This is a genomic window from Dyella mobilis, from assembly GCF_016904945.1.
Classification (GTDB): domain Bacteria; phylum Pseudomonadota; class Gammaproteobacteria; order Xanthomonadales; family Rhodanobacteraceae; genus Dyella_B; species Dyella_B mobilis.
The window spans coordinates 134,579-146,287 of the sequence record NZ_JADIKF010000034.1; the positions used below are offsets into that span (position 1 = coordinate 134,579).

Here is an 11,709-nt window from a genome sequence, read left to right on the forward strand (position 1 = left end):
GCGTGGCAAACTATCTTCATGCGCATCTATCTGGTTGGCGGCGCCGTCCGCGACAAATGGCTCGGACGTCCCGTGGTCGATCGCGACCACGTGGTGGTCGGTGCGCGACCGGATGACCTGCTCGCCCTCGGCTACAAACCGGTAGGCAAAGACTTCCCGGTTTTCCTGCATCCGCAAACCAGCGAGGAATACGCGCTGGCGCGTACCGAACGCAAAACCGGGCGCGGTTATCACGGCTTTGCCTTTCACGCCGATCAGGATGTCACGCTGGAGCAGGACCTGGCTCGGCGCGACCTCACCATCAATGCCATCGCCGAAGACGAGCACGGCAACCTGGTGGACCCTTACGGCGGCGTACGCGATCTGGAGCGGCGCCTGCTGCGGCACGTTTCGCCGGCCTTCGTGGAGGACCCCGTGCGCTTGCTGCGCGTGGCTCGATTTGCCGCGCGCTTCGCTCCACTTGGTTTTACCGTAGCCGACGAAACCGCAGCGCTACTGCAACGGATGGTGCTCGAGGGCGAAGTCGATCACCTGGTGCCGGAACGCGTGTGGGCAGAAACACGCAAGGCGCTCACCGAAGCGCAACCTTCGGCATTTCTGCGCGTGCTGCGCGAATCGGGGGCATTGGCGGTGTTGTTCCCCGAGGTCGACGCCCTGTACGGCGTTCCCCAGCGTGCGGAATACCACCCCGAAATCGACACCGGCGTGCACCTGGAGATGACCCTGGATGCTGCTGCACGCCTGGCACCTGGCGACGACCTGGTCGGCTTCTGCGCCTTCACCCACGATCTGGGCAAGGCCTTGACCCCGGCCGACGAACTGCCACGCCATCACGGGCACGAACAACGCGGCCTGGCTCCGCTGCGCGCGCTTGCCGCCCGGCTCAAGGTGCCCAACGAGCATGCCGAACTGGCCGAACTCGTTTGCCGCGAGCATCTGAATGCCCATCGCGCCTTGGAGTTGAAGCCGGCCACGGTACTCAAGCTGCTTCTTTCATTGGATGCGCTGCGCAGGCCGGAACGCTTACAAACCTTCCTCGCCGCCTGCACGGCCGACAAGCGCGGGCGGCTCGGCCACGAGCAGAGCGAGTACCCGCAAGCCGACTGGCTGCAGGCCGCAAGAAGTGCCGCGGCGGCCATCACCTCCGCGCCCTTTGTTGCGCAGGGGCTGCAAGGTCCCGCCGTGGGTGCAGCGATGGAAAAGGCCCGCATCCAGGCCATCGCCGAAATGAAACCATGTAACACCTGACACCATCGGCGTATAAAGCACCCATTGTTTGCCCCATTCCCCTGAGCATCCCGTGTCGTTGACCTTCTCCTCTCATTCCTCGTTGCGCGAACGCTTCCGCCCCTTGTGGTGGCTGGGCATCGTCTATGTCATTCTCGGCGCCATCACACGCGTGGCGCTGCTGCTGATGACCGGCAAAGGCGTTCCGCACGATCCCGCGGATTGGCTGTATGCCTTCGGCGTGGGATTTTGCTCGGACCTGATCACCCTGCTGTATGTCGCGTGGCCGCTGCTGCTGTTCTTGTGGATCGTGCCTTCCCGTCGCCCACTGATTTCCACCGCCAAGCAATGGCTGCTCTATGTGCTGGTGCTTGCAGCGCTTTATGCGCTTGCCTTGTATGCACTGCATCTGGCCATTCACGCCGCGGTGCGCGACGTATGGCCGGTGATCGTGGTCTTTCTATTCTTCCTGCCGCTTCCCACGCTTTGCTATGACGCACGCAGCGGGCAGCGCGCGCTCTACATCCTGTGCTTGCTGACGCTGTTCGGGCTGCTGTTCGTGGCGGCTTCCGAATTGGTGTTCTGGAACGAATTCGGCGTGCGCTTCAATTTCATTGCCGTGGATTACCTGGTGTACACCACGGAGGTGGTGGACAACATTCGCGAGTCGTACCCGATAGGCCTCTGGCTCGGCATGCTGGCGGCAACCGCGATCGTCATTCTGTTGCTTTCCCGGCGTGCGCTGCGTACGCGCGACCACGGCACACGCTTCGCCCAACGCAGCAAGGTCGTCGCGGTGTGGGCCGCGTTGACGGCGATTTCGCTGATCGTCGTGGACAGCTCGAGCAAAGACCGCACGGAAAACACCTATGTGAACGAACTGGCCGGCAACGGCATCTACCAGTTCTTTGCCGCCTTCCGCAGCAGCCACCTGGATTACGACCGCTTCTATCGCACCCTGCCGCTCGACCAGGCCTTTGCGCGGGTACGCGCGCAGCTGAAGACGCCGGATGCCACCTATGTCAGCGACAATCCGCGCGACCTCACCCGCGAGATCCGCCATCCGGGTCCGGAACAACATCTCAACGTCGTCTTGATCAGCGTGGAAAGCCTGTCGGCCGACTTTCTCAAGACCTTTGGCGCCAGCCACGGCGACGTCACGCCCCATCTCGACGCCTTGGTAAGGCAGAGCCTGTTCTTCGACCATCTCTACGCCAACGGCACACGTACCGTGCGCGGCCTGGAAGCGCTGTCGATGTCGATTCCGCCGACGCCGGGCGATTCCATCCTCAAACAGGCCAATAACGAAGACATGCTCTCGCTGGGCCGGATCTTCGACCAGCATGGCTACGTATCGCAGTTCGTATACGGCGGATACGGCTATTTCGACAACATGAACTACTTCTTCGGGCACAACGGCTACCAGATCGTGGATCGGAGCTCGATTCCCAAGGAAATGCCGATCCACGGCCAGAACGTGTGGGGCGTCGCCGACGAAGACCTGTATACGCTAGCGCTCACCCAGATGGATGCGATTCACGCGCAGGGCAAGCCGTTCTTCCTGCACATCATGACCACCTCCAACCATCGTCCCTTCACCTTCCCAGCCGGGCGAGTGAGCGAACGCAACGGCACGCGCGAAGGCGCCATCGCCTACACCGACTGGTCGATTGCCGACTTCATCCAGCGCGCACGCAGCAAGCCCTATTTCGACGATACGGTGTTCGTGATCACGGCCGATCATTGCGCATCGAGCGCCGGTCGCAGCAGCATCCCGATCGACCGCTACCACATCCCGTTGTGGATCTATGCGCCCAAGCACTTCGCCCCGCGGCGCATCTCGACGGAAATGGCACAGATCGACATCCCCACCACCCTGCTCGGCCTGCTCAACTTCAGCTACCGCAGCCGTTTCTTCGGCTATGACGTTTTCCAGCTGACACCCGGGCAGGAACGCGCCTTTCCGGCCACCTATGAAAAACTGGGCTACCTGCACGGCAAGCTGTTGAGCATCCTCGAACCCCAACGCAAGGTCGAACAGGTATTCCCGGATTTCGAGACCGGCGACGCCACGCCCGTGTCGACCATCGACCAGGATGACCTGGACAACGCCACGGCGGACTATCAGGTTGCCAGCTACCTGTTCAAACACCGACTGCTGGCCAGGCAAGCTTCGGATGCCACAACCGTGGCTCCTGTGCCGGCCCCCGCCGGCTCCGCACCTGCCCCAGCGAGCAGCTCCTCGACGCTGCACTGAAGCAACCGCCAGGAAATGGCAGGCCGGCAGGGTTTTCACACCCTGTCGGCGCATGTCACCATTTCCCAAACCTCGATGGCCGGATCACCATGCCCCGTGTCGCAGTAATCATCCCTTGCTTCAACGAGGCTGTTGCCGTCCCCACGGTCATTCGCGATTTCGCGGCTGCCCTGCCCGAGGCAAGCATTTACGTCTACGACAACAACTCCACGGACAATACCGCCCAGGTCGCCACGCGATCGTGCGCAAGCAGGAATTGCAGGGCAAGGGACACGTCATTCGACGCATGTTCGCCGACGTGGACGCAGACGTGTACGTGATGGTGGACGGGGACGCCACCTACGATGCTGCCGCAGCACGGCCGATGATTGAGAAACTGCTCGACGAAAAGCTCGACATGGTCGTCGGCACGCGCGTGAGCACGGAACTGGAGGCGTACCGTCAGGGCCACCGCTTTGGCAACTGGCTGCTGACCGAGCTCACCGGCCGCATCTTTGGCCGCACCTTCAATGACATGCTATCCGGCTACCGGATACTTTCACGGCGATTCGTCAAATCGTATCCCGCGCACGCAGGCGGCTTCGAAGTGGAGACGGAACTGACCGTCCACGCATTGGAACTGAACATGCCCGTCGCCGAGCAAGCAACCCGCTACATCAGTCGCATGGATGGTTCCCACAGCAAACTCAGCACCTGGCGCGACGGCTGGCGCATTCTCATGACCATTCTGAAATTGACCAAGAATGGCAAGCCGCTGTTCTTCTTCGGTGCCGGCGCGGCAGGCCGCTCGTTGATCGCGATCGTGCTTGCACTGCCTTTGCTCAGCACGTACCTGCATACCGGATTGGTGCCCCGCTTTCCCACTGCCATCCTGTGCGCCGCACTGATGGTGCTCGCGGGCATTTTTGTCGTATGCGGCTTGGTGCTTGATACCGTAACGCTCGGTCGACGCGAGCAAAAACATCTCACCTACCTATCCTACCCTTCGCCCGAAAGAAACGACGACGGAACGTAACGTGCCGCGCAACCGACGCACTTCCCGCACATCCAGCCACCAACCCGCGCGACCATTGACGCTTGATCAGACGCCATGAATCAGGATGAACGCATCGACCGGAAGACCCACGCGATCCTGATCGCATTCTGCCTCGCCTTCGGCGTAGCACTATCGATCCTGCTAGGGCCGGATATTTTGTGGGATACGCGCAATTACCACCTCTACAACGCATGGGCTTTCCTGCACGATCGTTATGCAAAGGACATCGCCGCAGCGGGCATGCAGAGTTACTTCAATCCGCTGCCTGACCTGCCGTATTTCCTGCTTGGCAATGGTCCACTGAATCATTGGCCGCGCCTCCTCGCCGGCCTGCAGGGCCTTTGGTTCAGCGCTCTGGTCTATGTGCTGTTTCGTATTGGCGCACGACTGGCTGCGCTACAGCAAAGACGCTTCAATCTGGCCGATATTTGCGCCGTACTCATCGGCGCCACCGGCACCATGGCCGTATCGCAAGCGGGCAGCACCACCAACGAGCTGCCTCTCGCCGTTTTGGTATTGATCGCCTTGTACAAATTGATGGCGTTATTCCGCCCGGCCGAGCGCTCGCCCGACTGGCATCCGAGTGCCTGGGCAGGCCTGTGCTGCGGATTGGCAGCCGGACTCAAACCGACGGCGATGATTTATGTCCCTGCGCTGGCTCTGGCACTCACCGCCGCGCCGCTTTCCCTGAAACAAATTCTCCGACATCTGGCGATCTTTGCGGCAACGGCATCGGCGGGCTTCCTTGTCGGCTACGGTGGATGGGCATGGCATCTGTTCCACCTTACCGGCAATCCCGTCTTCCCTCTTTTCAATCAGATTTTCCATTCGAACTGGATTGCGTCAGTCAGCGGTACCGACGATCAGTTCAAGCCGCACAATCTCGCGCAATGGCTGTTCTATCCATTTTTCTGGCTTCGTCCAAGCCGGAGGATCGTCACCGAAGCATTATTTGCCGATCCTCGCTACGCACTTGCGATGGTATCCGCTGCCATACTCAGCGTAGCTTGCCTGGTACGCCGCCGTAGCGAGCAATGGAACAGTCCCATTACGCGATGCCTCGTCATTTTCTTCGTATGCGCCTATGCATGCTGGCTGGTGCTCTTTTCCATCTTGCGCTACGCCATTCCGATGGAGGCGCTGAGCGGCCTGCTTCTGCTTCTTACCTTCAGGGGCTTTCAACCGAACTGGTGGGGAAGCACTCCGCGCAAAGCACTCCGCAATACCGTTTTCATCGTGCTGAGCATCGCCGTCATCGCTGCCTCGCGCTACCCCAATTGGTGGCGCGGCCGCTATGGAAAGCAGGTTTTCGCAGTCGAAACCGGCCAGATCGAACCGGGCAGCCTGGTATTGCTTGCAGGCAGCCCAGCCGCCTACGTCGCCCCGTTCTTTCCCGGCGCCGACGACGTGGACTTCATCGGGCTCACCTGGTTTCTGCAAGACGCAAAAGGCTTCCACCTGTGGGATGCGACGACCAACCGGATCGCCTCGCATCACGGCCCGATCTACGCCGTTGTCCGCGACGGCATAGAGCCGGACAACGCGTTGCTGCACGAACTCCTGCCTGATCGGCATTGGATTGACTGCCGCCCCATCCAATCCAATCTGGAAATCTCTCGCCGGGGCGGAACACAACTGCCTGAGTTGAAGCTGTGCCGTGCAACTCCCGCACAAGGTGAGTCTTTGTGACACGGCGGGCCGCCACGGCACTTTCGTCTACCTCACCGCTGGGCCCCGGGAAGCTCGATTCGCAGCACGCGCCACTTCATCCAATCCTGCTGCTGTCGAGCATCTCGTCGGGCTTGCGCTGGCGCTATTGCCCTCGGGCAAAACGGACGATCAAAGGCGTCCACCCTGGTCGCCCGCTAACAACTCGGCTGGCAGAGGCAGCGCAGAAAGGCCCTTGGCGAACAGCATCGCCTGAAAACTCTCGCCCATCTGATCCGGAAGAGTGAGTTTCCTCACCTGCTGGGCAAGACGAAGGCGGCTGGCGTCGTCTGCCTGCTCGTAGGCGTGTTCGAACACCTGCTGCAAACCTGCCGCGATCAGGAACTGCGCCTGCGGGAGATAGGCCGCTACGCCGAAACCGGCACTGTTGCCGGCTTCGGCCAGCGCGGTGAAATCGACAGAAGCGGTAAGGTCGTTCAAGCCCGGCAAATGGAACGGATCGCCGTGGGCGCGGTGGCGATAGTGCGCCATCAACGTGCCATCCTGGCGCTCTGGCAAATAAAACTCGCGACGCACGTAGCCGTAATCGATAAACAGCATCAGTCCCGCTTCGAGCGAACCGGCAACGGCCTGAATCCAATACGGCAATTGCGGCAGAATTTCCGAGCGATAGCCATCTTCGAATTCACGCCCCAGGTCGCGCTCGACGTGACGCACCGCGCCGGAAACCAATACGTCTGCCGGGCGATCGACGCGCAGCAGATGCCCCTCGCCATCGAGTGCCACGTACTCTTCGTAGACTTCGCCGTGACGGGTGGTGAAGCGCGTCGCCGGCAGCGCATCGATCACCTCATTGGCGAACAGCACGCCGCGCCAGCTTTCTTCCGGCGGCCGATCGATCCACGCGACGCGCTCCGCCACTTCCGGCGGGAACGCCGCTGCGATCCGCTCGCGCTGCCGCTCGCGCAGATCGGCGCTGGGCTCCAGAATCAGATAACGGCGAGGCAAGGCGCCCGCGTCGGCAAAGGCGCGCAACGCGGCATCGGCAAACGCACCGCTGCCGCCGCCAAGCTCCAGGAAATCCGCCTCGTCGCCAAGCATGACCATGACCGGCTGCACCGTCTGCACGACGCAACGTGCGAACAGATCGCCCAGTTCCGGCGCGGTGACAAAGTCACCCGCCTCACCGAATTTCGTCTTGCCCGCACTGTAGTAGCCCAGGCCCGGCGCATAGAGGCAACGCTCCATGTATTGGGAAAAAGGCATGGGACCGTGGCCGGCGATGTGCTCGCGCAAATGCTGCAGCAGGCGCTCGGAATGCGCGCGCTCGTCTGCGCTGGGTTCGGGCAGGCGGGAGGTCTTCAATGGATTCATTGGATCAAGAAGTTGCCGCTTCAGTGCCCGGCTTGAGCAGCCAGCGCACGGCGAGCACGCCAAGTTCATAGAGCAGGCACATCGGAATGGCCAGCATGATCATCGAGGTGATGTCCGGCGGCGTCACCACCGCCGCGACGGCGAACGCGCCCACCATGGCGTAACGCCGGCCCTTGCGCAGCTTGTCCAGATCGACAATACCCACAGCAGCAAGAATGACCACCGCGACCGGTACTTCGAAGCACAGGCCAAACGCAAAGAACATCAGCATCACGAAATCGAGATAGTGCGTGATGTCGGTCATCATCTCCACGCCTTGCGGCGTCACCGCCGTCAGGAAGCGGAATGCCGCGGGCAGCACCAGGAAATAGGCGAAGGCGCAACCGATGTAGAACAGCACCAGTGCAGCGATTAGCAACGGCCGCGCCAGGCGTTTTTCGTGCTTGTACAGGCCGGGACTCACGAAGGCCCACAACTGGTACAGCACCACCGGCATGCTGATGAACAGCGCCGTGTAGAACGCCAGCTTCAAGGGCGTAATGAACGGGCTGGCAACCTCGGTGGCGATCAGGTGCGCGCCTTGCGGCAAGCGCGCCACCAACGGCTCGGCCAGCAACGCGTAAAGATGATTGGCGAACGGCACCAGCGCGACCAGCACCACTACCACGGCCAGGATGGCCTTGATCAACCGCGAGCGCAGTTCGATCAGATGCGAGAACAGGCCCTGTTCCAGATCCAGGTCGGACTCAGGCGCTGCCACGTTCGGATTCCTTGGATGCGTCGACCTGGGTGATTTCTTTTTGCACGTCCGCCACGTTGCTGCGCACTTCCGTGGCAGCCGTTGCGACCTGTTCGCGAGTCGTGCGGGCCGCCTCGTTCATCTGGTTTTGCATGGCCTCGGCCTTCGCGGCCGCCTCGCGCGCGTTGCGCTTGAGCTCTTCGATTTCCAGTTCGCGCTCCACTTCGGCGCGCACGCTATCCCAGCCGGAGCGCAGGCGGCGCACCAGCGCGCCTGCCGTCCGTGCGGCATGGGGCAATTTTTCCGGGCCAAGCACGATCAGGGCGACCAGTGCCAGCAACACCAGCTTGCCGAGGCTGATCTCGATCACGGGGGTCTCTTATTTCGATTCGCTGGAATCGCGCTGATTCTGGTTGGCCTGGGTACCGCTGTTGGCGTTGGACGGGTCGGCCTGCAGTTTTTCCTGCGCCTTGCGCTTTTCCTCGTCCTCGTCGCCCTGCATGGCCTTCTTGAAGCCACGCACGGCATTGCCCAGGTCAGGGCCGATCTTGGTCAATTTGCCGGTGCCGAATATCACCAGAACGACGACCAACAGGATCGCCCAATGCCAAATGCTGTCCAAACCCATGAGAACCTCTTTGCGGACTTTGCCGTTTGCGGCCGCGGATGCAGCCGCCGGCCTTCCGTATCAGTGTGAAGTGTACTCCTCCAGCGCGTCGCGGAAGGCGACGACCGACGCAGGAACGTTGCTTACGCCCCCTTCGAAAATGCGCCGCGGGGTGATACCCGGTCCGTAAACCGCCTTATTGGCGTCATAATCGATCTTCATCACCGATCCATCCAGCGCGACGCCCGCAAACAGCCCGCGCGCACGGGAATAGGAATAGATCTCGGCCTTCAGCTGCTGGTCGGTTGCGGCCGCGGCCGTGCGCCCTACCGGGCCGGCAGCCGCGGAGGCGTCCGCGCCGATCGTAAATTTGCCGTTGACGATGGAATCGACGCCGCGCTCGGTGCGGAACACCAGGATCACGTCGGTCTTGGAGACGCCGATCTGGAAGCCCACGCTGCCGCCACCGAAGGAAATGAAGCTGGGGTTGGACCAGGTGCCATCCGGATTCTTCATCGAGATGAGCCCTTCGCCGCGACGGCCGCCGAAGACGAAGCCGACCTTCAGCACGTCCGGTACCACGGCAATCGCCTTGGCGTCCCTGAGCAAGTCGCCGGGAATGGATTTGTCGGGCGCCTGCTCGATTTCATTGAGCACGCGCACGGCATTCTGGGCACGTGCCTGAGGGGTGTCGTCATCGGCATGCACGGCGGCGACCGGCAGCAAAAGCGCCAGGGCCAGAAACGAAAAACGACGCAGCGATGCTTTGAACATGGACGGCTCCGGGTGAGTCGGGGTGGGATCGTGATCGACCGATTGTGCATGGTACCGGTGCGATGCGGAGCGCTTGTGGCAGACTTTGTCTGCTATCCAGCCGCTCTCGACACGATGCCACGCAGCCACTATACCGGCCTTGCCGGCCAATCCTACGACCAGCCTGCACAGGCTGGCGTACTGCTCGTGAACCTTGGCACACCGGATGCCCCCACGGCACCGGCACTGCGTCGCTACCTGGGAGAATTCCTGGCCGATCCGCGCGTCATTGAATACCCGCGCTGGTTGTGGCGGCTGATCCTGCACGGGGTGATCCTGCGCATCCGGCCGGCCCGCTCCGCGCGTGCTTATGCACACATTTGGACGGCCGAAGGGTCGCCCTTGCGCGTCGGCTCCGAAAAGCTGGCCACCGCCCTGCAGACCGAACTACGTCGCCATCCATCGGGACCGGTCCGGGTGGCGCTGGCCATGCGCTACGGAGCGCCTTCGGTGCGTGCAAGCATCGAGCAGATGCAGCGCGAAGGCGTACGGCGCCTGCTGGTATTGCCTTTGTATCCGCAATATTCCGGCACCTCGACCGGCTCGGTGATCGACGCCGTCGCCGCTACGTTCAAGCAATTGCGTTGGCCTCCGGAGCTGCGCATCGTCAACGACTACCACGACGACCCCGGCCACATCGAAGCCCTGGCGAGTTCCATCGAGCGCTGGTGGGCTGCGCGCGGACGCGGCGAAAAACTGCTTCTGTCGTTCCACGGCATCCCGCAGCGCTACGTGGATGCCGGCGACCCTTATTTCCGCCAGTGCCAGGTTACCGCCCGGAAGCTCCAGGCGCGGCTTGGCCTGGACGACGAACAACTGATGGTGAGTTTCCAGTCGCGCGTAGGACGCGAGCCCTGGCTGCAACCCTATACCGATGCGACGGTCAGGCAACTGGCCGCCGACGGGGTCAAGCAACTGGACGTGGCCTGCCCCGGCTTTGCCGTGGATTGCCTGGAGACCCTGGAAGAAATCGCCATGCAGAACCGCGATTTCTTCATCGCCGCAGGCGGCGAAACCTTGCGCTACATCCCGGCGCTCAACCACGGCGAAGAACAGCTTGCCAGCCTTGCGGCGCTGATCCTGCGGCACACCCAAGGCTGGCCGGAATTCGCCAGGCATCCGGCGAGCGTGGGATGAGCGCGCCGAGCGAGCTGCGCATCGCGTTGTCCTCTCACCTTTTGCTGACCGCGCAGGTCTGGGGCGCGCCGGATGCTCCGCCCCTGCTGGCCCTGCACGGCTGGCTGGACAACGCCGGCAGCTACGCGATGCTCGCGCCGCTGCTGGCGGAACGTTGGCGGGTCATTGCACTGGAGCTGCCCGGCCATGGCCACTCCAGCCATCTTCCGGCAGGCATCAACTATCACTATGTCGATTACGTCAGCGCCGTGATCGCCGCAGCCGATGCCTTGCAACTGGAACGCTACACACTGCTTGGGCATTCGCTGGGCGCAGGCATCGCCTCGCTGCTCGCGGCCGCCAAACCGCAAAGCATCGAGCGCCTGTATCTGATCGAAGGCCTGGGACCGCTGGGTGACGACGGCAGCCACACACTGCAGCGCTTCCGCGACGCATTCGCTGCGCCGGCCAGCGCGGGCAAATCGCTGCGCGTGTTTCGCGACATCGACCAGGCGGTCAGCGCACGCACCCTGGCCAGCGGCCTGCGTGCCGACTTGGCGCGGCCTATCGTGGAGCGTGGACTGACCCAGACCGAGGGCGGCTATCGCTGGCGCAGCGATCCGCGACTGACCCGCCCCAGCGCGGTGCGCCTGGCCGAAAGCCAAATCCGCGCACTGCTCGCGGGCATCGGAGCACCCACCGCCTTGCTGCTGTCACAGCCCGCAACGCCGTATCTGCCTTCCGCGATGATGCAGGAGCGCGCCAACCTGCTGCAGAGCATCGCCGTCACCGGCCTGCAAGGCGGCCATCACCTGCATCTGGAGCATCCTCGGACCGTGGCGGACTGGATCAGCGCGTCGCGCTGATCCGCC

The 11,709-nt window shown here is 62.5% G+C and carries 10 protein-coding genes and 1 pseudogene; 6 read left to right on the plus strand and 5 right to left on the minus strand.

Going from position 1 to position 11,709, the window contains the following annotated elements; translation table 11 throughout:
- Nucleotides 1–18: 18 nt before the first annotated feature.
- From ISS99_RS03530 to ISS99_RS03545, 4 genes and pseudogenes are all read left to right on the plus strand, one after another.
- Nucleotides 19–1,248 carry a multifunctional CCA addition/repair protein gene (locus ISS99_RS03530; protein WP_204630204.1) on the plus strand — a complete coding sequence of 410 codons (1,230 nt, stop codon included), beginning with the start codon at nucleotides 19–21 and terminating at the stop codon, nucleotides 1,246–1,248.
- Between the two features lie 52 nt (nucleotides 1,249–1,300).
- On the plus strand, nucleotides 1,301–3,484 hold the full coding sequence (locus ISS99_RS03535; protein WP_204630205.1) for an LTA synthase family protein: 2,184 nt from the start codon (nucleotides 1,301–1,303) through the stop codon (nucleotides 3,482–3,484).
- An 89-nt stretch (nucleotides 3,485–3,573) separates the two neighbouring features.
- Nucleotides 3,574–4,499: pseudogene (locus ISS99_RS03540) on the plus strand (glycosyltransferase family 2 protein).
- A gap of 75 nt (nucleotides 4,500–4,574) precedes the next feature.
- Nucleotides 4,575–6,209, plus strand: a complete 1,635-nt coding sequence (locus tag ISS99_RS03545) for a hypothetical protein (protein ID WP_204630206.1) — start codon at nucleotides 4,575–4,577, stop codon at nucleotides 6,207–6,209.
- Nucleotides 6,210–6,359: 150 nt separating this feature from the next.
- On the opposite strand, the gene ISS99_RS03550 is transcribed toward ISS99_RS03545, so the two are convergent.
- The 5 genes from ISS99_RS03550 to ISS99_RS03570 are packed head-to-tail and all read right to left on the minus strand — an operon-like array spanning nucleotide 6,360 to nucleotide 9,682.
- A complete protein-coding gene (locus ISS99_RS03550; protein ID WP_204630207.1) occupies nucleotides 6,360–7,562 on the minus strand; it encodes a class I SAM-dependent methyltransferase in 1,203 nt (400 codons plus the stop codon).
- A gap of 4 nt (nucleotides 7,563–7,566) precedes the next feature.
- Nucleotides 7,567–8,322 (minus strand): twin-arginine translocase subunit TatC, encoded by a 756-nt coding sequence (tatC, locus tag ISS99_RS03555; protein ID WP_204630208.1) that lies wholly within the window; start codon nucleotides 8,320–8,322, stop codon nucleotides 7,567–7,569.
- Nucleotides 8,309–8,671 carry a Sec-independent protein translocase protein TatB gene (tatB, locus tag ISS99_RS03560; protein ID WP_204630209.1) on the minus strand — a complete coding sequence of 121 codons (363 nt, stop codon included), beginning with the start codon at nucleotides 8,669–8,671 and terminating at the stop codon, nucleotides 8,309–8,311. Before tatB ends, tatC begins: the two co-directional genes overlap by 14 nt.
- 9 nt (nucleotides 8,672–8,680) lie before the next feature.
- Nucleotides 8,681–8,929 (minus strand): Sec-independent protein translocase subunit TatA, encoded by a 249-nt coding sequence (gene tatA, locus ISS99_RS03565; protein ID WP_204630210.1) that lies wholly within the window; start codon nucleotides 8,927–8,929, stop codon nucleotides 8,681–8,683.
- A gap of 60 nt (nucleotides 8,930–8,989) precedes the next feature.
- The gene (locus tag ISS99_RS03570) at nucleotides 8,990–9,682 is read right to left on the minus strand and encodes a lipid-binding SYLF domain-containing protein (protein ID WP_204630211.1); all 693 of its coding nucleotides are present in this window, start codon (nucleotides 9,680–9,682) and stop codon (nucleotides 8,990–8,992) included.
- 114 nt (nucleotides 9,683–9,796) lie between these two features.
- On the opposite strand from ISS99_RS03570, the gene hemH reads away from it, so the two are divergent.
- Both hemH and ISS99_RS03580 read left to right on the plus strand, forming a co-directional pair.
- Nucleotides 9,797–10,858: a ferrochelatase gene (gene hemH / locus ISS99_RS03575; protein ID WP_204630279.1), complete on the plus strand. Its 1,062-nt coding sequence runs from the start codon at nucleotides 9,797–9,799 to the stop codon at nucleotides 10,856–10,858.
- Complete coding sequence (locus ISS99_RS03580; RefSeq protein WP_204630212.1) at nucleotides 10,855–11,703, plus strand: alpha/beta fold hydrolase; 849 nt, start codon at nucleotides 10,855–10,857, stop codon at nucleotides 11,701–11,703. Before hemH ends, ISS99_RS03580 begins: the two co-directional genes overlap by 4 nt.
- The last annotated feature ends 6 nt before the right edge of the window (nucleotides 11,704–11,709 follow it).

What these genes read in the sequence shown, in the direction of transcription:
- ISS99_RS03530 (WP_204630204.1), top strand. Translation starts at nt 19, where the DNA reads ATGCGCATCTATCTGGTTGGCGGCGCCGTCCGCGACAAATGGCTCGGA.
- ISS99_RS03545 (WP_204630206.1), top strand. Translation starts at nt 4,575, where the DNA reads ATGAATCAGGATGAACGCATCGACCGGAAGACCCACGCGATCCTGATC.
- ISS99_RS03550 (WP_204630207.1), bottom strand. Translation starts at nt 7,562, where the DNA reads ATGAATCCATTGAAGACCTCCCGCCTGCCCGAACCCAGCGCAGACGAG.
- tatA (WP_204630210.1), bottom strand. Translation starts at nt 8,929, where the DNA reads ATGGGTTTGGACAGCATTTGGCATTGGGCGATCCTGTTGGTCGTCGTT.
- ISS99_RS03570 (WP_204630211.1), bottom strand. Translation starts at nt 9,682, where the DNA reads ATGTTCAAAGCATCGCTGCGTCGTTTTTCGTTTCTGGCCCTGGCGCTT.
- hemH (WP_204630279.1), top strand. Translation starts at nt 9,797, where the DNA reads ATGCCACGCAGCCACTATACCGGCCTTGCCGGCCAATCCTACGACCAG.
- ISS99_RS03580 (WP_204630212.1), top strand. Translation starts at nt 10,855, where the DNA reads ATGAGCGCGCCGAGCGAGCTGCGCATCGCGTTGTCCTCTCACCTTTTG.